Source organism: Massilia sp. LXY-5, assembly GCF_059801075.1.
On record NZ_JBNNEH010000002.1, the window covers coordinates 946,894 to 966,194 of the forward strand.

Annotated in this window: 14 protein-coding genes; 5 read left to right on the top strand and 9 right to left on the bottom strand. The window is 64.3% G+C overall.

The annotated features are described in order from the left end of the window. Positions 1-16: 16 nt before the first annotated feature. The 3 genes from ACI48I_RS07850 to ACI48I_RS07860 form a co-directional block, all read right to left on the bottom strand. Complete coding sequence (locus ACI48I_RS07850) at positions 17-838, bottom strand: response regulator (RefSeq protein ID WP_498573820.1); 822 nt, start codon at positions 836-838, stop codon at positions 17-19. Next, positions 831-2,942 carry a PAS domain-containing hybrid sensor histidine kinase/response regulator gene (locus ACI48I_RS07855; protein WP_498573975.1) on the bottom strand — a complete coding sequence of 704 codons (2,112 nt, stop codon included), beginning with the start codon at positions 2,940-2,942 and terminating at the stop codon, positions 831-833. The genes ACI48I_RS07850 and ACI48I_RS07855 overlap by 8 nt, the downstream gene beginning before the upstream one ends. Positions 2,943-3,220: 278 nt before the next feature. Then, positions 3,221-3,970 (bottom strand): Crp/Fnr family transcriptional regulator, encoded by a 750-nt coding sequence (locus ACI48I_RS07860; protein WP_193685350.1) that lies wholly within the window; start codon positions 3,968-3,970, stop codon positions 3,221-3,223. 285 nt (positions 3,971-4,255) lie between these two features. On the opposite strand from ACI48I_RS07860, the gene ACI48I_RS07865 reads away from it, so the two are divergent. Both ACI48I_RS07865 and ACI48I_RS07870 read left to right on the top strand, forming a co-directional pair. Continuing rightward, positions 4,256-4,579: a hypothetical protein gene (locus ACI48I_RS07865; protein WP_193685351.1), complete on the top strand. Its 324-nt coding sequence runs from the start codon at positions 4,256-4,258 to the stop codon at positions 4,577-4,579. Then, positions 4,576-5,193, top strand: a complete 618-nt coding sequence (locus ACI48I_RS07870) for a glycine zipper 2TM domain-containing protein (protein WP_227496425.1) — start codon at positions 4,576-4,578, stop codon at positions 5,191-5,193. The genes ACI48I_RS07865 and ACI48I_RS07870 overlap by 4 nt, the downstream gene beginning before the upstream one ends. Before the next feature lie 33 nt (positions 5,194-5,226). Here ACI48I_RS07870 and ACI48I_RS07875 read toward each other — a convergent pair whose 3' ends face one another. Next, positions 5,227-7,893, bottom strand: coding sequence for a M1 family metallopeptidase (locus ACI48I_RS07875; protein ID WP_193685352.1), 2,667 nt, complete (start codon positions 7,891-7,893; stop codon positions 5,227-5,229). A gap of 157 nt (positions 7,894-8,050) precedes the next feature. On the opposite strand from ACI48I_RS07875, the gene ACI48I_RS07880 reads away from it, so the two are divergent. Then, entirely contained in the window at positions 8,051-8,677 is a 627-nt protein-coding gene (locus ACI48I_RS07880) for a glutathione S-transferase family protein (RefSeq protein ID WP_193685353.1), read from the top strand. A 39-nt stretch (positions 8,678-8,716) separates the two neighbouring features. Here the strand turns inward: ACI48I_RS07880 and ACI48I_RS07885 are convergent, their stop codons facing one another. Both ACI48I_RS07885 and ACI48I_RS07890 read right to left on the bottom strand, forming a co-directional pair. After that, complete coding sequence (locus ACI48I_RS07885) at positions 8,717-9,568, bottom strand: CheR family methyltransferase (RefSeq protein ID WP_227496426.1); 852 nt, start codon at positions 9,566-9,568, stop codon at positions 8,717-8,719. Next, on the bottom strand, positions 9,556-14,472 hold the full coding sequence (locus ACI48I_RS07890) for a hybrid sensor histidine kinase/response regulator (RefSeq protein WP_193685354.1): 4,917 nt from the start codon (positions 14,470-14,472) through the stop codon (positions 9,556-9,558). Before ACI48I_RS07890 ends, ACI48I_RS07885 begins: the two co-directional genes overlap by 13 nt. Positions 14,473-14,869: 397 nt before the next feature. Between ACI48I_RS07890 and ACI48I_RS07895 the strand changes: the two genes are divergently transcribed. Next, positions 14,870-15,604, top strand: coding sequence for a helix-turn-helix transcriptional regulator (locus tag ACI48I_RS07895; protein WP_498573821.1), 735 nt, complete (start codon positions 14,870-14,872; stop codon positions 15,602-15,604). Here the strand turns inward: ACI48I_RS07895 and ACI48I_RS07900 are convergent. After that, the gene (locus tag ACI48I_RS07900) at positions 15,579-15,788 is read right to left on the bottom strand and encodes a helix-turn-helix domain-containing protein (protein WP_227496754.1); all 210 of its coding nucleotides are present in this window, start codon (positions 15,786-15,788) and stop codon (positions 15,579-15,581) included. The two genes, ACI48I_RS07895 and ACI48I_RS07900, sit on opposite strands and share 26 nt — an antisense overlap. Before the next feature lie 211 nt (positions 15,789-15,999). Here ACI48I_RS07900 and ACI48I_RS07905 point away from each other — a divergent pair, with 211 nt between their 5' ends. Further along, a complete protein-coding gene (locus ACI48I_RS07905) occupies positions 16,000-16,599 on the top strand; it encodes an acyl-homoserine-lactone synthase (protein WP_193685357.1) in 600 nt (199 codons plus the stop codon). Positions 16,600-16,608: 9 nt separating this feature from the next. Here ACI48I_RS07905 and ACI48I_RS07910 read toward each other — a convergent pair whose 3' ends face one another. Next, complete coding sequence (locus tag ACI48I_RS07910) at positions 16,609-17,112, bottom strand: GNAT family N-acetyltransferase (protein WP_498573822.1); 504 nt, start codon at positions 17,110-17,112, stop codon at positions 16,609-16,611. A gap of 44 nt (positions 17,113-17,156) precedes the next feature. Next, positions 17,157-19,232 carry a prolyl oligopeptidase family serine peptidase gene (locus ACI48I_RS07915; RefSeq protein ID WP_498573823.1) on the bottom strand — a complete coding sequence of 692 codons (2,076 nt, stop codon included), beginning with the start codon at positions 19,230-19,232 and terminating at the stop codon, positions 17,157-17,159. Positions 19,233-19,301: the final 69 nt, after the last annotated feature.

Sequence of the window (19,301 nt, forward strand, 5' to 3'; positions counted from 1 at the left end):
GGGCTCGCGCTACCGTTCAGGCGCGCAGCATGCGTTCGCTGACATCGAGTCCGATGCCCCGGTAACCGGCGAATGCACTGGCCGCGTCGAACATCGGTTCGCCGCTGACCTGCAGGGTTTGAACGCGTCCGTCCGGCAAGGTTCGGCTGTAGATAAAGTCGAGGAAGGGCTGCCGATTCGCAATCTTGGCCTCAAGCGTCGCACGCTCGGCCAGGTTCCAGCCCGCCGCTGCCATTTCCTCGGCAGTAACGCTGTTGTTGATGCCAAGCATCTCTTCCACTGGGCCCGAGAATTGTGTGAGGGCCCCCGCAGGGTCCTGCTCCCAATACCAGTCGGACGAGAGTTCGGTAAAGCGCTGGAAGCGTGCTTCGCTCCGGCGCAGCTCGGCGGTGCGTTCGAGGACCGTCTGCTCGAGCAGGCGGTTGTGATCGCCGAGCCGGCGGTACAGGAGGCGCACTTCGAGCATATTGTGGATACGCGTCTGTACTTCGACAAAGTCGAATGGCTTGCTGACGAAATCTTTCGCGCCCGCTTTCAGCGCGCGCAGCTTGTGCGCCGGCTGGGCGGTGATGACCAGCACCGGAAGATAGCCCCCGCCCTCGATCGCCTTGAGCGCGTCGATCACCTCGAACCCATCCATTTCCGGCATCTGCAGGTCGAGCAGGATCAGGTCGAAGCGCTGCTCCTGGTGCAGGCTGCAGACCACGCGCGGATCCTGGGTCGTCGTGATGTGCCGATAGCCCGCGTTGCGCAGCATTTGCTCGAGCAGCAAGACGTTTGCCTCCTGGTCATCCACGATCAGGATCGTTGCGTTCAGGATTTCATTAGCGTCAAGCATGGCAGTTCCTCGGAATGTGCATCGGGATATCGATATTGGTGGTGTTCGGCGGCTGGAGGCCCCGATGGCTGGCGGCGTGCAGCAAGGCGACATCGAGGGCGTTCATGAATTCGTGTACGCGGATCGGCTTGGTGAGGTAACGGAAGAAGCCGGCTTCCAGTCCTTTTTCGATGTCGCGCGGAACGGCATTCGCCGACAGCGCCAGCACCGGGATATGTGCGGTGACCGGATCCTCGTGCAGGCGCTTGAGCGCTCCGTAGCCGCTCATGCCCGGCAGGTTGATGTCCATCAGGATCACGTCGGGCAGGTAGGCGCGCGCCAGTTCGATGCCGAGATGCGCGTCGATCGCCGTCAGCAGTTTGAGGTCGCCTCGGCGCGCGATCAATTGCTCGACGAGGGCGAGGTTGGCCGGATTATCCTCAACGTAGAGCAGGGTCGGCTGCTCATCGAGGCCGGTGGCCGCCGTTTGCCGGCGCCCGAGGGATTCCTCGTCAATATTGTCCAGTACCAGGGTGGGCGGCGCGGACGCCGCAAACTCGACCCAGAATACCGTTCCCTGGTTGACCACGCTGTCCACGCCGATCTGCCCGCCCATCAGTTGCACCAGTTGTTTCGTGACGACGAGTCCGATGCCGGTGCCTTCTTCGACGCTGTCGTGCTGGCCGAGGCGGTTAAACGGCTGGAACAATTGCGCAAGCTGGTCGGCGGAGAGGCCGGCGCCGGTGTCCCTGACGCTGATGCGCACGCGATCGGCGCCGCTGTTGGCACACTCGACCGTCACGCTGCCGCCGATGCCGTTGTATTTGATGGCGTTCGACAGCAGGTTGATCATGACCTGCTTGATCCGGGTGCGGTCCGCGTGCACATACAGGATGTTGTCGAGTTCCGGGAAGCGCATTGCAATGCCCCGTTTCGTCGCCTGCGGTTCGATCATCCCCTTGCAGTCCTGCAGGACATCGTTAATCGACATCGATTCCTGCGACATGGTCACCTTGCCCGCCTCGATCATGGACAGGTCCAGTATCTCGTTAATCAGGCGCAGCAAATACCAGCCGCCCTTGAGGATCTGGTCGATCGAGCGTTGCTGGCGCGGCTCCGGTGGCGGCACTTCCGAACCCATCAGCTGGGCAAAACCGAGCACCGCATTGAGCGGGGTCCGCAGCTCGTGGCTCATGCTCGACAGGAATTCGGACTTGGCACGGTTGGCCTTCTCGGCCGCTTCCCGGGCGGCGACCAGCTCGCCGTTGGTCACCTGCAGCGCATGTTCGAAGTGCTTGCGCTCGGTGACGTCGCGCGCCGCGGCGAAGACCCCTTGCAGCTTGCGGTCGCGGTCATGGAAGGTCGTCGCGTTAAACGACACCACCGTTTCCTTGCCGTTACGTGCCAGTGCCGTCAGTTCATAATTCGTGACCTTGCCTTCGTGCAGGACGCGGGTGATCGCCTCTTCGGCACGTTGCGGCTCGGTGAAGCAGCCCTTGAACGGCGCGCCGATCAGTTCGTCGCGCGTGCGGCCGGTCAGCATCTCCGTTTGCTGGTTGACGTCGCTGATAATGCCGCGCGGGTCGGTCGTGATCAGCGGGTCGATGTTCGATTCGATCAGCGAGCGCGTATAGAAATGCTGGTCGCGCAGGCGCTGGTCGAGCAGCGACTGTTCCGCCTCGACCTGCTTGCGGGCCGTATTGTCGGTCCCGATCAGCAGGAACCCGATCACCTCGCTGTTCGGGCCACGCAGGGCGGTGACCGACACCAGTGCCGGGAAGCGTGTTCCATCGGCACGGATATACGTCAATTCGTAAATGTCCTCGATACCCCGTACCGCCTTGTAGACAAGCGCGTCGAAGCCGGAACTGATGGCGGTGCCGAACTCGGTACTCAGGGATGCCGCGCGGACGATGAGCTCGTGCGCGTCCGAGATGCTGGCGGGCGTCAGCTTGTTCACCACGTCGCTGGGCGCATAGCCGAGCATGCGTTGGGCGCCGACATTGAAGATCTGGATGACACCGTCGGCATCGGTGGCAATGCTTGAAAAGTTGACGCTGTTAAAAATCGCGTCCTGCAGCGCCCCGGTTTTCAACAAGGGTGCCGACAGCAGCTTCGCCTGCATGGCGCTGCGTTGGCGCGACTGGCTCCTGGCCAGCAGCAGCAAACCGCCCAGGAAACACAGCAGCAGGCCCAGGCTTGCCGTGACGCGCACCGTCATTGCCGGGCCGTCGGCATGCTGGAGTGCGAATGCGCTCACCAGGACCAGCACGGCCAGGCTGGCGGCGAAGCCGGCCGCCGCCAGGTTTCTGACGGAAAAATATCCGATATGTTGCATGATGGACTCCAATGCCCGGCCAGGGGCGGCAAGCCTGGCGGACGGTAACGGGAAAAAGGGGGTGTTCAGGCGGCCAGGCCCGGCCGGGCCACCGGCTGGCGTTGGCGCACGTCCGACAGCAGCCGTCCGAATTCCTTCTTGACCACGCCATAGCATTCGCATACATGCTGCTCGAGGCCGGCGCGGTCGAGTACCGTGATGTGGCCGCGCCGATAACTGATGTAGCGGTATCCCTGCAGCCTGCCGGCGGCCTCGGTCACGCCTTCGCGCCGCACGCCCAGCATGTTCGAGATCAGCTCCTGCGTCATCGTCAGTTCGTTGGACGAAAGACGGTCGAGCGTGAGCAGCAGCCAGCGGCACAGTTGCTGCTCCACGGTGTGGTGGCGGTTGCATACCGCGGTTTGCGACATATGGGTGAGCAAGGCCTGGGTGTAGCGCAACAGCAGGCGCATCACCGGGCCTGCCCGGTTGAATTCTTCCATCAGGACGCGTACCGGCAGGCGATAACCGAAGCCGCCGGTCTGGACCACGGCGCGGCTCGGCGTGGTACTGCCGCCCATGAACAGCGCAACGCCCAGCACGCCCTCGTTACCGACGCCCGCGATTTCCGACGAGCCGCCGTTTTCCAGCAGGTAGTGGATCGAAATGATGGCCGTCGTCGGGAAATAAACGTAATCGAGCGTGCCGCCGGACTGGCAGAGCACTTCGCCGAGCAGGAGGGGAATGCATTCGAGATGAGGGGAGAGACGGTCGAACTCGGCGTCGAGCAGGGCAGCGAGGAGGTGATTCTGGTTCGGGTCTTGTATGGGGGGCACGCGGCGCTGGCTTCTTTGTCTACTGAGGTATGGATGAGCGCAGGGTAGCACGAAGGGGTTATAAAACCTACAACTATTTCGGCAAACATTTTCCCCGACCTAAGCGCGGTACCGAACGGAGCCGGCGTTGGCGAAACGCGATAGTGCAGCACGAAGTCAGCGCCGCGAACGAATGCGCCTTCCAACATTTCCTGGTTTGCATGAGCCTCATGCTTCAAGGCAGGAAATGGTCAACGAAAGTCAAGTCATGAGTCCGGCAAATTTTCATACAAAAATAACGAGTCTGTGTTCCGCCCCCTGGTTGCACCCGTTTTCATCGCCGACCCTGGTGATGGCAATGTCCAGCATCGTGGCATTGGCCTGGGCCTTCCAGCAGTACGGCTGGTCGTCCTGCATCCCGTGCATCGCTTTTATCGCAAAAAAGATCGGCACATTCCGTTCGACGCATCGTTTCACGCTATGTGCGGTAGCCGGCAGAGCCGCCTTGCCGAAGAGCGGATAACGATGCCTGCGCACCGTGCCTGGTGCAAACCGCTCAAGAAGAAACGAACTCCCGACCGGTTCCCCGTCTCACCTGAATTCCCCCTCACTAAGAAGAAATCATCATGACCATGTCCCCTACCACCGCTTCGAAAAACCGCACCCATCCCATGCTGATCATTGCCGGCGCCGCCATTGTGCTGGTGAGCCTGACCGGCACCGCGGCCATCCTCGGATGGCTGCCGTCGACCGGAGCGAGCAACAATGCAAACGTGGCCACGCTGGCGTCGCCGGCCGTCCCTGCACAACAGGCAGCGACGCATGCAACGCATCCGCGCGCGGCAAGCGCCCCGGCCGTCCATCGCCAGCCCCGTGCCGAGCCGGCGCACAGTGCGCCTGCACTGGCCTGCGGCAATTGCGGGGTCGTGGAGTCGATCCGGGAAGTCAGCACCCGCGGCGACGGAAGCGGCCTGGGTGCGGCGGGTGGGGCCGTCGTCGGCGGCCTGTTGGGCAACCAGGTCGGCGGCGGTCACGGCAAGGAAGCGATGACGGTGGTCGGCGCGATCGGCGGCGCCTTTGCCGGCAACCAGATCGAAAAACAGGCAAGGGCGACGCGCAGCTATGAAACGACGATCCGCATGAGCAACGGGTCGAGCCGGACCATCGCACACGCGGCAGCGCCGGAATGGCACGACGGGGACCGGGTCAAGATCGTCGACGGCACGGTGCGGATGAACGGATAAGCCGCACCAGCGGCGCCGAGTTCGGCGACCCGCTTACCTGGCGCGCTGCGCGAGCCAGGCATCGATCTCCGGTAGCCGTTCGCGGCGCACCTTGATGCGGTCCTTGATCGCGGCGATCGCGGTCTCGGCATCGCGCCGCGCTTCCGGTGCGATGTGGGCCTCGGCATAGGCGCGCACCTTCTCGATCATCGCCGGCGTCGCGGCGCTGCCGGCCAGGCCGGGCAGGTAGCGGCTGCGCGAGGTGGCGTCGACGCGCTCGTTGACGGCCTTGATGTTGGCCAGCGCGAAATCGAAGGCCAGTTCCGGATGGCTGTGCGACACCATCGCGATCATCGCCGCACCGTTCGTCGCGCCCGGCTCGTCGCCCAGGGCCAGCGCCAGCGCCCGTTCGGCGAGCGCCGGGTCCTCGCTCGAGGCCAGCAGCGCATACATCGCGTCCTTGATCATCGGCGATTTCTCTGCCTGGGCGGCGCGGCGCAGCGCTTCCCAGGCGGCAGGATCGGCGTGGGCGGCGACGACTGCCATGATGGTCTTGCGCAGGGCGCCCGGCACGGCGGTCGGGTCGGTTTCCATGGCGGCGTAGCGGCGGCGTGCTTCATCGATCGTGGCTTGGTCGCCCAGTTGGCTCAGGGTCGAGATCAGCTGCGCACGCAGGTTGGCGTGCGAGGTCGGTTCGTCCGCGCGCGCGTTCCAGCCGATCCGCGCCATCACCGGCGCCAGGCGTTGGACGGCATAGGCGTCGAGGCGCGCGCGGCCGGCCCTGTCCTCGCCATACATCGCGTGCAGGCTGCCGAAACCGCGGGCAACCAGCGCCCAGACCTGCGGATCGGCGCCCGCCGCGGTGGCATCGGCCAGGTCGAGGAAGTTCGAGGCCGGCTGCAGTCCGGCCATGCCGAGCGACCAGGTATCGCTCAGCATGCCGAGCTGGTCGATCGGCGCCAGCGCGGCGAAGCCCTTCGTGAGTTGCGCGAAGCCGTCCTGGCTGTACAGGGTGCGGTAGTAGCCGCTCTGGCCGGCGTTCACGACGACCGGGCCGCAGCCGGGCAGGGTGAGGCTGCCCTTGCCGCCGGCGACCAGCGTGCGCGCTTCGGCCGGGTTTGGCCCCGTCGTGGCGGTCGCCTGCGCAATGACGGGCACGCGCCAGTTCAGTGGTTTGCGCGCCGGCTGGTCGCGCGAGAATTCGCCCTGGCTCAGCGCCACCGTCATGCTGCCGCCCTTGCACACGGGCTCGCCGACGCGGATCAGCGGCACCCCCGGCTGCAGCGTGAAGTCGTGCGCGATCGCCGTCACCGGTTTCGCCGCGGCGCGCTCGACCTGGCGCCACAGGTCGTTCGAGGCCGTGTTGCCGTAGGCGTGTTCGCGCATGTACGAACGCACGCCGCGGCGCCAGGCGTCTTCGCCGACATAGGCTTCCAGCATGCGGATCACGGCTTCGCCCTTTTGATAGGTGATCTCGTCGAAGGCCTGGCTGGCCTGCTCGACGGTTTTCACGTGCTGCACCACCGGATGGGTGGTGGCGAGCGCGTCGCGGCGCATGGCCGCGTCGCGGTTGTTCACCGCTTCGAGCGCCGTGTTCCACTCGGGATGCAGGCGCGCCGTCATGCGCGACTCCATCCAGGAAGCGAAGCCTTCGTTGAGCCAGAGGTCGTCCCACCAGCGCATGGTGACCAGGTCGCCGAACCACTGGTGCGCCATTTCGTGGGCGGCGGTGGCGAAGACTTCCTGCTTGTCGTGCTGGGTCGAAATCGCCGGATCCAGCAGCAGCGCGTATTCGAAGGTGAAGATCGCGCCCCAGTTTTCCATCGCGCCGAAGAACTGGCTGCGGCCCGGGCCGGCGACGTTGTCGAGTTTCGGCAGCGGATAGCGCACGCCGAAATAATCGTTGTACTCGCGCAGGACGGCCTGCGACGACTCCAGTGCGAAGCGCGCCTGCGGCAGGCTGCCGCGGCGCGTGACGACGCCCAGTTCCGTGCCGTCCACCGTTGCTGTTGCGCGCTCGAAGTCGCCCAGCGCGAAGAACAGCAGGTAAGTGGACATCTTCGGCGTATCGGCGAAGCGCAGCTCGACCCGGCCGTCGGGCAGCGTGGTGCTGGATTTCACCGGCATGTTACTGACGGCCATTTCGCCCGCCGGCACGGTAGCACGCAGGGCGAAGCTCGCCTTGTAGGCCGGCTCGTCCCAGGACGGGATCATGCGCCGCGCATCGGAGTTTTCGAACTGGGTGAACAAGGCGCGCCGCTTGCCCTCGCCCGTGCTGTAGTCGAGCGAGAACAGGCCGACGGCCTGGCTGCCGATCGCGCCCGTGTAGTCGAGACTGAGCTTGTAGCGTCCGCGCGGGAGCGGCCTGGCGAAGCGGAAGGTGGCGGTCTGCGCCTTGTCGTCGATGGCGATTTTCGCGTCCAGTGCGGCGCCGGTGCGCGGCGCCAGGGAGGCGCGCGTGAACGCCAGGTCGGCCGCGTTCAGGGTGATGCTGCTGGTCGGGACCGTGATCTCGAGATCGATCGCGGCCTGGGCGCCGAAGCGGGCGTTCTGCGCGTCCGGCACCAGCGCGATGTCGTAGTGCAGCGGACGCACGCCGCGCGGCAGCTGGGTCGTCGCTTCGATGCTGGTTGTCGGTGCGGCCGGGGCGGCGCCGGCGGGCAGGGCGGCCAGGCCGGAGAAGGCAAGGACGAGGGCGGCGGAGAGCAGGCTGCGGTGCATGGGTTCTTTCGTCGAAGGCAGGCAATCCGCCAATCTAGCGCCGGGCCGGGGGAGTGTCAATCTGTTAAGAGCTGAATCGCCGCGGCGCGTCGCCGGGCAGCCTGTTTGCGGCTATGATTCCCATGGAAGATCATTACAACAAAACCGAAGGAGACCTATGAAACTGTATATCAGCAGCCATGCGCCCAACCCGCGCCGGGTCAGCATGTTCATCCTCGAAAAAGGCATCACCGGGATAGCGACCGAGGTGGTCGACATCCTGGCCGGCGAACAAAGGAGCGAGCGCTTCCTGGCCAAGAACCCGCTCGGGCGGGTGCCGGCGCTGGAATTCGACGACGGCCGCGTGCTGAGCGAGACGCGTGCGATCTGCACCTGGCTCGAGGGCCGTTATCCCGAGCCGAACCTGATGGGCGTCGACTTCGAGGAGCGCGCCTTCATCGAGATGGCGGACCGCCGCATGGAACTGCACCTGCTGCTGGAGACGGCGCACAGCGCGCGCCACACGCACCCGGCGCTGGCGCCGCTGGAGCAGCCGCAGTTCAAGGAGTATGGCGCGGCGCAGGCCGACAGGATGCGCATCACCGCGCGCTGGCTCGACCAGGTGCTGGCGCGCCAGCCGTATGTGGCCGGCGAGCGTTTTACCATTGCCGACATCACCGCCTTCTGCGCGCTCGAATTCGGGCGCGGCCTGCTGCGTTTCAGGCCGGGCGAGGAGGGGATGGCGAACCTGCAGGCCTGGCGCGACCGGATTGCGGAGCGGCCGAGCGCGATCGGGTCGAAATAGGGATAAAAAAGGGCGGCAAGCGCCGCCCTTCACAAGAACTCACTCCACCCGCCGATACCACGGCAAGTCCGGCAGCAGCGGCTTGTAGGCCCCCGCATGCGCATCTCCCGGCGCCAGCTCGCGGTCGATGCCGAGCACCCCGAAACGCGACAGGCTCTCGTAGAACAGGCGCAGCACGCGCTGGCGCAGCATCGGGCCGAAGTCGGCCAGCGCGCGGCAGCAGAGGATGGCCTGGAACTCGTTGAACGAGGCGTCCGTCACCAGGTTGTGGCCGGCCCAGGTGATGCGCGAACGCAGGCGCGGCAGCAGGAGCGCGCGGCCGTCCTGCACCTCGAAATAGTCCGCCAGCGTTCCGGTGCCGCCCGCAAGGAGGTAGTTCTCCTGCAGCCCGGGCAGGCTGTCGGCATCGATGCCCGCTTCGCGTACTTCGGCCAGCAACTCGTCGTTGGCCATGGTGGCGAAGATCTCGCTGCGGTGGAGCAGGCCTTCTTCCTGTAGCAGGATCGCCAGCGTCCAGGCTTCGCCGATGCCGGCGCATTCGGCCAGCCACAGCTTCGGCAAGGCGGCCGAACGCAGGTTCGCGCCCAGCACCTGGCGTGCGTGCAGTGCCCCGGCCGGATCGTCGAACAGTCCGGCCGGACGCACCGCCAGCGCGCGCAGCACGCCGGATGCGGCGCCCGGCTCGTGCAGCACCCGTTCCTGCAGCGCGGAGACCGTTTTCAGCTCGCGTACGCCCATCACGCCCAGCAGCTTGCGCCGCACCAGCTGGCGGTCGTAGTCGCGGAAATCGTAGCCGTGCCTTTGGGTCAAAGCCTCCAGCAACAGTTCGATTTCCAGTTCCTCGACAGCCAGCGAAGCGGCGAAGGCGGCAAAGGCGGTCAATGCAGCCACACTCGCATCAGCGACAGCAGCTGCGCCACATCGACCGGCTTGGTGATGTAGTCGGAAGCGCCGGCGGCGATGCACTTGTCGCGGTCGCCCTTCATCGCTTTCGCGGTGAGGGTAATGATCGGCAGCGACTTGAACTTCGGAATACGGCGGATGGCGCGCATCGTGTCGTAGCCGTCCATCTCCGGCATCATGATGTCCATCAGGACGATCTCGATGGTCGGATCCTTCTCCAGCACTTCGATGCCGTCCCGGCCGTTCTCCGCGAAAAGCACTTGCATCTGCTGGCGCTCCAGCAAGGACGACAGCGCGAAGATGTTACGCAGGTCGTCGTCGACGATCAGCACCTTGCGTCCGGCGAGGCCGCCATCGGCCGCGTGGATCTCTTCCAGCATGCGCCGCTGCAGTTCAGGCAGCGAGGCGTGCGAACGGTGCAGGAACAGCGCCGTTTCGTCGAGCAGGCGCTCCGGCGAACGGGCATCCTTGATGACGATGGTCTTCGCATACTTCTTGAGCTTCGTGACTTCCTTGCGGTTCAGTTCCTGCGCCGTGTAGATCACGATCGGCAGGTCGCGCAGGGCCGGCTTCTTGCCGATTTCGTCCAGCAGCTCGAAGCCCGAGATGTCCGGCAGCGTCAGGTCGAGCACCATGCAGTCGAAGTGCTGGGCGTCCAGCGCTTCCATCGCGGCCTTGCCGGTTTCCACGGTCACCATGTTCAGGTCGCTGTCGCCGATCAGGGCCACGATCGACTCGCGCTGGGCCATGTCGTCTTCCACCACCAGCAAAGAACGCTTGCCACCGACCAGGAACTTCTGGATGCGATTGAATTCATCTTCCAGGACCTCGCGTTCCACCGGCTTGTTCAGGAAGGAGATCGCGCCCTGGCGCAGCGCACGCTCGCGCTCGCGCAGTGCCGAGACCACGTGCACCGGGATGTGGCGGGTGCTCGGGTCGCGCTTCAGGCGATCCAGCACCGTGAAGCCGTCGATGTCCGGCAGGTCGATGTCGAGCAGGATCGCCGACGGCAGGTAATCGCGCGCCAGCGACAGGGCCGAGTCGCCGCGGTGGGTGACGATGCCCTTGAAGTTCTTCTCGCGCGCGAGTTCCAGCACGGTCTTGGCGAAGCGGTCGTCGTCTTCCACGATCAGCACCGAAGGGTCGCCCGGGGCGATCAGGCCGCGGTCATCCAGCATCGAGGCGTATTCGACCAGGTTGCTGTTGGTCGGGGCCTGGACTTCGATGGTGGCCACGCCGCTTTCCTCGACCTGCGCCGGGGTGTAGACCACCGGTGCGGACAGGGGTGCTGCGCTTGGCGCGACCAGGCGGGCCGGCTGCGGCTGGCGCGTCGCTTCGTAGTTGATGAAGCCGGCGCGGTTGTACGGCAGGTACAGGGTGAAGATCGAACCGACGTTGACGGTCGATTCCACGCGAATCTCGCCGCCCAGCAGGCGCGCCAGTTCGCGCGAGATCGACAGGCCCAGGCCGGTTCCGCCGTATTTACGGGCGGTCGAGCCGTCGGCCTGCTGGAAGGCTTCGAAGATCAGCTGCAGCTTGTCGGACGGGATGCCGACACCGGTGTCGCTGACCGAGAACGCGAGCACCGCGTCCGCATGCAGCAGGTGCGGGTGGTCCGCCGTCCAGCCGCTGGTCACCAGGCTGATGTGCAGCGCGACCTGGCCGTGGCTGGTGAATTTGAAGGCGTTCGACAGCAGGTTCTTCAACACCTGCTGCAGGCGCGTGGTGTCCGTCATCACGGCGGTCGGCAGGTTTTCCGCAAGGTCGACCTGGAAGCCGAGGTGCTTGGCTTCGGCCATGTGGCGGAAGGTGCGGTCCACGTAGTTGCGCAGGTTGGCGAAGCGGTATTCCGACACGTCCAGGGTGACCGTACCCGACTCGATCTTCGACAAGTCCAGAATGTCGTTAATCAGGGTCAGCAGGTCGGAACCGGAGCCGTGGATGGTCTTTGCGAATTCCACCTGCTTGCCCGACAGGTTGCCTTCCGGGTTATCGGACAGCTGCTGCGCCAGGATCAGCAGCGAGTTCAACGGAGTACGCAGTTCGTGCGACATATTCGCAAGGAACTCGGACTTGTACTTCGAGGACAGGGCCAGCTGGGTCGCCTTTTCTTCCAGCGCCAGTTTCGCCTGCTCCACCTCGCGGTTCTTGCGTTCCACCTCGATGTTCTGCTCGGACAGCAGGCGCGCCTTTTCCGCCAGTTCCTGGTTGGTCTGCTGCAGTTCCTGCGCCAGCGACTGCGACTGGGTCAGCAGCGATTCGGTACGGCTGTTCGCCTCGATCGTGTTCAACACGACGCCGATCGACTCCATCAGCTGGTCGAGGAAGGAGAGGTGGGTCTCGGTGAAGCGGTCGAGCGAAGCAATTTCGATCACGGCCTTGACCTGCTGTTCGAACAGGATCGGCAGCACGACGATGTTGTTCGGCGGCGCCGACCCCAGGCCCGAGGAGACGACGATGTAGTCGCGCGGGACGTCGGTCAGCCAGATGCGGGTCTTCTCGAGCGCGCACTGGCCCACCAGGCCTTCGCCCGGCGAGAACGAGGTCGGCAGCTTGCGGCTGGAACGATAGCCATACGATGCGATCATCCGCAGGCGGGCATCGGCTTCCTGCGAGTCCATCATGTAGAACACGCCGTGGTGCGCCGAGACCAGCGGTGCCAGTTCGGACAGGATCAGCTTGGTCACCGCGCCCAGGTCGCGCTGGCCCTGCAGGAGTCGCGTGAAGCGGGCGAGGTTGGTCTTCAGCCAATCCTGCTGCGCGTTCTTCTGCGTGGTCTCCTTCAGGTTACGAATCATCTCGTTGATGTTGTCCTTCAGGTAGGACACCTCGCCGCGCGCTTCGACCTGAATCGAGCGCGACAAGTCACCACGGGTCACGGCCGTTGCCACTTCACCGATCGCGCGCATCTGGTTGGTCAGGTTTGCCGCCAGCTGGTTGACGTTCTCGGTCAAGTCCTTCCAGGTACCCGCGACACCGGACACGTTTGCCTGGCCGCCCAGCTTACCTTCCGTTCCGACCTCACGTGCGACGCGGGTCACCTCGGATGCGAAGGAGGACAACTGGTCGACCATGACGTTGATCGTGTCCTTCAGTTCGAGAATCTCGCCCTTCACGTCCACGGTAATTTTCTTCGACAAGTCACCACGCGCCACCGCGGTCGTCACCGCCGCGATGTTACGCACCTGGCCCGTCAGGTTCGAGGCCATGAAGTTCACGTTGTCGGTCAAGTCCTTCCAGGTACCGCCGACGCCCGGCACGTAGGCCTGTCCACCCAGCTTACCTTCGGTACCCACCTCACGCGCGACGCGCGTCACCTCGGATGCGAACGAGGACAACTGGTCGACCATGACGTTAATCGTGTTCTTCAGTTCGAGAATCTCGCCCTTCACGTCCACGGTAATCTTCTTCGACAGGTCGCCGTTCGCCACCGCGGTCGTCACGTCCGCAATGTTACGCACCTGGCCGGTCAGGTTACCCGCCATCGAGTTCACGCCGTCGGTCAAGTCTTTCCAGGTACCCGCAACACCAGGCACGTTCGCCTGGCCGCCCAGGCGGCCCTCGGTACCCACTTCCCGTGCGACTCGGGTCACCTCGGATGCGAAGGAGTTCAGCTGGTCGACCATGACGTTGATCGTGTTCTTCAGCTCGAGAATCTCGCCCTTCACGTCCACCGTAATCTTCTTGGACAGGTCGCCGTTCGCCACGGCGGTGGTCACGTCCGCGATGTTACGCACCTGGCCGGTCAGGTTACCCGCCATCGAGTTCACCGAGTCGGTCAAGTCCTTCCAGGTACCCGCAACACCCTTCACCTGCGCCTGGCCGCCCAGCTTTCCTTCCGTACCCACTTCTCGCGCCACGCGCGTCACCTCGGATGCGAAGGAGGACAGCTGGTCGACCATGACGTTAATCGTGTTCTTCAGTTCGAGAATCTCGCCCTTCACGTCCACGGTAATCTTCTTCGACAAGTCGCCGTTCGCCACCGCGGTCGTCACCGCCGCGATGTTACGCACCTGGCCCGTCAGGTTCGAGGCCATGAAGTTCACGTTGTCGGTCAAGTCCTTCCAGGTACCGCCGACGCCCGGCACGTATGCCTGGCCGCCCAGCTTGCCCTCGGTACCCACCTCACGCGCGACGCGCGTCACCTCGGATGCGAAGGAACGCAGCTGGTCCACCATGACGTTGATCGTGTCCTTCAGCTGCAGGATCTCGCCACGCACGTCCACCGTAATTTTCTTCGACAAGTCGCCGTTCGCCACGGCGGTCGTCACTTCCGCGATGTTACGCACCTGGGAGGTCAGGTTACCCGCCATCGAGTTGACCGAGTCGGTCAAGTCCTTCCAGGTACCCGCCACGCCTTTCACCTGCGCCTGGCCGCCGAGTTTACCTTCGGTACCGACTTCCCGCGCCACGCGCGTCACTTCGGAAGAGAAGGAGGAGAGCTGTTCCACCATCGTATTCGCGGTGGTCGCCGCGCGCAGGTACTGGCCCTTCAGCGGGTGCCCGTCCACTTCCAGCGCCATGGTCTGCGACAGGTCGCCCTTCGCCACGGCGCCGATGACGCGCGCCATCTCGGTGGTCGGGCGCACCAGGTCGTCGATCAGGGTGTTGACCGAGCTGATGATGGTGCTCCAGCCGCCGACCACGCCCGGCACGTCCGCGCGCTGGGTCAGGTGGCCTTCGCGGCCGACGACGCGCGACACTTCGGTCACGGCTTCGACCATCTTCGATTTGGTCTCGATGATGTCGTTCAGGGTATCGGCAATCTTGCCCGAGACGCCAGTCCAGTCGGAAGGCATGCGTACCGAAAAGTCACCCTTTTTCAGGGCCATAAGCGTTGCGAGCAGGAGCTTGACGTCCAGCTGTTCGGCCATGTCGGTCATTGTGTTCATCGACGTTTAATCCTTGTTTTGGAAAGTGGTATGGCGTTGTTTTGTCGGCGCAGCGGCAAGCGCAGATTTCGCACAGGGGAAACTGCGCGTTAAAAACTGTAAAAAGGCAATAAGCGGGAATACGGAACGATACTCTTGTGCGATATCAAGTCAAGCTCTACAACCAGAATAAAAATTGCATCTGGGAATGTTAAATCGCCAGCGCAGGAGGGTAGTAGAAATTTCGTTTCTGTGGCGCACGATTAAAAATTACATGCAGGCTGCATGTTGTGTATTCACTACATTAAATAGTCGTTTACAAGCGCGCGAACCTTGTTAAGATTACTACAGTGCATGATTTTCGTGAAATAGCGGAATAAAATATGCAGGTTTATCTGACATAAAAAGAGCGAGCGCCATGATCGAAACTGCACAGCTTGTGCAGCTGTTGAACAGCAAAGATGTCGCCAGCTGGAGTCGGGCGCTGGTTGGGCTGGGTGAGCAACTGGGTTTCGACCAGGTCTTGTTCGGAATCGTCAGTTCGCGCCACGCCCAGTTCGAGCGCGCTTTCCTGCAAAGTAATTATTCGACCGAGTGGCGCCAACACTACGACGCCGAACATCTCGCTTATGTCGACCCGACGGTGGGCCATTGCCTCACCAGTTCCCTGCCGATTGTCTGGGAGCCGGACCTCTTCGTCGGCGACGCCCAGAGCGCCCTGTATGAGGAGGCCTCCAGCCATGGCATCGTCACCGGGGTGACCCTGCCGATCCATGGTCCGAACGGGGAGTTCGGAGTGCTCAGCTTTGCGTCCGATGCCAAACCCGGTGCCGGATTCGCGCGCGATATGGCGCAGGTCACGCCGGCGCTGACCCTGGTGCGCGATTACGCCTTCGCTTCCTCCCAACGCTTTACCCAGTCGGCGGGGAAGGACGATGTGCCGCGCCTGACCCGGCGCGAGCTGGAAGTGCTCAACTGGGTGATGGCCGGCAAGTCGTCATGGGAGATCTCGATGATCACCCGTTGCTCCGAGGCGACCGTCAACTTCCACCTGGCTAACGTGCGTCAGAAATTCAACGTCAACACACGTCAGCAGGCGGTGGTCAAGGCGATCTCGCTGGGTCTGATCAACCCTGAAGATCACCATCGTTGAGCTTGCCGTTGACGTAGAGCTTCAAGAGGATCGCCACCGGCGCCGGAATGGCTAGGCCGGTCTCGAAGCGGCTACCGCTCGACTGGGTCACGCCGAAACGTCCCCAGAATTTTTCCTGACTCTCGCGCTTGCTGATGCGGAACTGGCGCAGGTCCGCATGAGGGGGGCGGACGGGCATCGGCATGCCGCTGTGGAGGCCCGGACGGGCAAGCATGGATTCGCTGATGAAGTCGTTTGGCATGGCCAGTCTCCTTGGTTGTTCAGGTGAAAAACCTAGTATTCCACTCCGTCACCCTGTAGCCACCTAGCAAACTTGCTAGTACCGCTCCTGCCCTGATTGCATGAGGCTTATGCCTGTCGCATAGATATTTTCGTCAACATACAGGGAGAACGACATGGCACTGCAAATCAATATCGCGGCACGACGCGAGTTTCAATCCCGCGACTTGTGGGAAATGCACACCTTGCGCGCAAAAGTGTTCCAGGGCCGACTCGGCTGGGAAGTGCCGGTGCTCTCGGGGATGGAAATCGACGGCTACGACGCACTCGATCCGCACTACATGATGATGCGCGAGCCGGGTGCGGGCGCCAAGGCGGGAATCCTGCGCGGCTGCTGGCGTTTGTTGCCGACCGAAGGGCCGTACATGCTGAAGGATTCGTTCTCCCAGCTGCTGCACGGGCAGCCGGCCCCATGCGACGAGCACATCTGGGAGCTGTCGCGCTTTGCCATCGAAACCGGCGGCAGCAGTCATTTCGGATTTTCGGAGATCACGATGGAGTCGATTTCCGCCATCATCCGCTACGGCCACGAGCACGGCATCGAGCGCTACGTGACGGTGACCACGACCGCCATCGAACGCCTGCTGCGCCGCGCCGGGGTCGTGACCGAGCGCCTCGGGCCGCCGCTGGTGATCGGAATCGAGACGGCCGTGGCCCTGTATGTGGACATCGAGCCGACCTGCGAGGTGTTGTTCGACCGGCGGCTGGCCAGCTGACGCCGTACCTTACGCGTCTTCCCGGGCGAGGTCGAGCTGCATCGTTTGCTCCATGCGGCTCGATCCGGGCCGTTGCGGCCCGGGCGCGCCCACCGCATGAAACCCGGCGCGCTCGTACAGGCGCCGGGCCGCGTCGTTCCCGCACACCACGCCCAACTGCATGGTGCGTGCATTGCGCGAGCGCGCCCAGGTTATCGCCGCCTCGAGGATCGCGGCCGCGACCCCGTGTCCGCGTGCTTCCGGCGCCACCCACATCTGGAACAGGTTGACCAGCGAGGCATCGCCCGCATCGACCTTGGCCCAGGCCATGCCGGCCGCGCTGCCGGAGATCTCGGCCAACAGCGGCAGGTCACAGCCCGACGTCGTGCCCAGGTTCAGAATCCAGGCCCAGTCGTTCTCGGTCCGCTGCACCGCCTCGGACAGGGTCATGCCGAAGGCCTCGGGTGCATCAGCCAGCGCCCGCAGGCGCAGCGCGCGGTACAGCTCCCACTCGTGCGCCGCGAGTGGACGCACGCCGGCGCCGCCTCTATATATAGTTGCCACGTCCGCGCCCCCGGTTATTGCAACTGCTTGCGCAGGAAGGACCAGGTCAGCGCCCACATGCGCGCCGTCTGCGTGTTGTTGGCCGCGCCCGCATGTCCGCCTTCCGTATTTTCCCAGTACAGCACCTCGTGTCCCTGGCTTTCCATCAGCGCCGCCATCTTGCGCGCATGGCCCGGATGGACCCGGTCGTCACGGGTCGATGTTGTAAATAAGACACGCGGATACTGCTTGTCCTTGAAAACGTTCTGGTAGGGCGAGTATTTGCCGATGAATTCCCACTGTGCCGGATCGTCCGGGTCGCCGTACTCGCCCATCCACGAGGCCCCCGCCAGCAGGGTGTGGTAGCGCCGCATGTCCAGCAGCGGCACCTGGCAGACCACGGCATTGAACAGGTCCGGACGCTGGGTCAGTGCGGCGCCGACCAGCAGGCCGCCATTGCTGCCGCCCATGATGCCGAGGTGGCGCGGGCTGGTGACCTTGCGCCGGATGAGGTCTTCGGCCACCGCAAGGAAATCGTCGAAGGCGCGCTGGCGGTGTTCCTTGAGCGCCGCCTGGTGCCAGCGCGGACCGAATTCGCCGCCGCCGCGGATATTGGCCAGCACGTACACGCCGCCTTGCTCCAGCCAGCCGGTACCGATCATGCCGCTGTACGAAGGTTTCAGTGAGACCTCGAAGCCGCCGTAGCCGTACAGGACGGTCGGATTCCTGCCGTCGAACTTCGCTTGCTTCGCCATGACGACGAAATAGGGGACCATCGTGCCGTCCTTCGAGCGCGCCTCGAACTGGGACACGGTGTACGGTGCCGGGTCGAACCAGGCCGGCATCCCCTTCAGGGGCTCGCGCGCATCCGAGCCCGCCTGGCCGAGGTACAAGGTGGTCGGCGTCAGGAAGTCGGTCACGCTCAGGAAGTAGTCGTCGGACTCGATCTCGTCGAGGGCCGTCACCCCGAGCGTGCCGATGCCGGGCGTGCCGCTTTCTGTCGCAACTTCGCGCCGCAGCCAGGCGCCGTTCTCGCGGCGCAGCTCGAGCAGGCGATTCTTGACCTTGTCGAGCACCGTCAGCAGCAGGGCGCTGCGCGTCACCGTCACGCCGTCCAGGGAACTGGCGGCGGTCGGCACGAACAGGGCCTCGAGATCGCGCTCGCCGCGCATGAAGCGCTCGAAATCGATGGCCAGCAGGGCGCCCTGCGGCCAGGTACGGCCGGCGACAGTCCAATCCGAGCGCAGTTCGATCAATAGCTGGTCGCGCACGGCATACGCGTTCGCATCCTCGGGCTTGTCGATTTTCCGCAGGCGCCCGTCCTCGCGCAGGAACAATTCGCTGCTGTAGAAGCCGATCTGGCGCGTGACGAACTCGCGCTCGAAGCCGGGCGTAAGGTCCTTGCGCGCCGACGCCGACAGGTCGTTCGCGTCCGCCTCGAACACGAGGCGCGCTGCGGCAAGCGGCGTGCCGCGCTTCCATTCCTTGACGATGCGCGGGTAGCCGGAGGCCGTCATCGAACCTGGGCCGAAATCGGTGGCGACGAACAGGGTGTCGCGGTCGATCCAGGCGGCGCTGCCTTTCGATTCGGGCAGGGCGAAGCCGCCTTCGACGAAACTGTCTGCCGCGAGGTCGAATTCGCGCACCACGTCGGCGTCGCCGCCGCCGCGCGAGAGCGAGACCAGGCAGCGCGTCCCGCGCGGCTCCAGGCAGGTCACGCCGGCCCAGACCCAGTTCTCGTGTTCGTCGCGCGCCAGCGCGTCGAGGTCGATCACGGTTTCCCACTGCGGCGCGGCCTTGCGGTACTCGGGCAGGGTGGTGCGGCGCCAGATGCCGCGCTCGTGATGGGCGTCGCGCCAGAAGTTATATAAATGGTCGCCGTGCCGGCTGACGTAGGGAATCCGTTCCTTCGCGTCGAGGATGGACTGCAGCCTGGCGCGCAAGGCCTCGTGCGCCGCGCCGCCGAGCGCCCCTTCGGCGAGCGCGTTGTGTTCGCGTACCCAGGCCAGCGGCTGCTCGCCGCCGACGTCTTCCAGCCAGGTGTACGGGTCCTGCTGCGCGGGCGCGTCCACGCCGGCCAGCGCTGCCAATTTAAGTGCCGCCTTCTGCATTCATTCCCCTTACTGTCCAGCGCCCCATGGCGATCGGTTCGCATATACTACCAACAACCGATATCAATA

Bases quoted from the DNA above. Each gene is read 5' to 3' on its own strand.
- ACI48I_RS07850 (WP_498573820.1), bottom strand. From the start codon at position 838: ATGCTTGACGCTAATGAAATCCTGAACGCAACGATCCTGATCGTGGAT.
- ACI48I_RS07880 (WP_193685353.1), top strand. From the start codon at position 8,051: ATGAAACTGTATATCAGCAGCCATGCGCCCAACCCGCGCCGGGTCAGC.
- ACI48I_RS07855 (WP_498573975.1), bottom strand. From the start codon at position 2,942: ATGCAGGCGAAGCTGCTGTCGGCACCCTTGTTGAAAACCGGGGCGCTG.
- ACI48I_RS07900 (WP_227496754.1), bottom strand. From the start codon at position 15,788: ATGCCGATGCCCGTCCGCCCCCCTCATGCGGACCTGCGCCAGTTCCGC.
- ACI48I_RS07905 (WP_193685357.1), top strand. From the start codon at position 16,000: ATGGCACTGCAAATCAATATCGCGGCACGACGCGAGTTTCAATCCCGC.
- ACI48I_RS07895 (WP_498573821.1), top strand. From the start codon at position 14,870: ATGATCGAAACTGCACAGCTTGTGCAGCTGTTGAACAGCAAAGATGTC.
- ACI48I_RS07915 (WP_498573823.1), bottom strand. From the start codon at position 19,232: ATGCAGAAGGCGGCACTTAAATTGGCAGCGCTGGCCGGCGTGGACGCG.
- ACI48I_RS07875 (WP_193685352.1), bottom strand. From the start codon at position 7,893: ATGCACCGCAGCCTGCTCTCCGCCGCCCTCGTCCTTGCCTTCTCCGGC.
- ACI48I_RS07890 (WP_193685354.1), bottom strand. From the start codon at position 14,472: ATGAACACAATGACCGACATGGCCGAACAGCTGGACGTCAAGCTCCTG.
- ACI48I_RS07870 (WP_227496425.1), top strand. From the start codon at position 4,576: ATGACCATGTCCCCTACCACCGCTTCGAAAAACCGCACCCATCCCATG.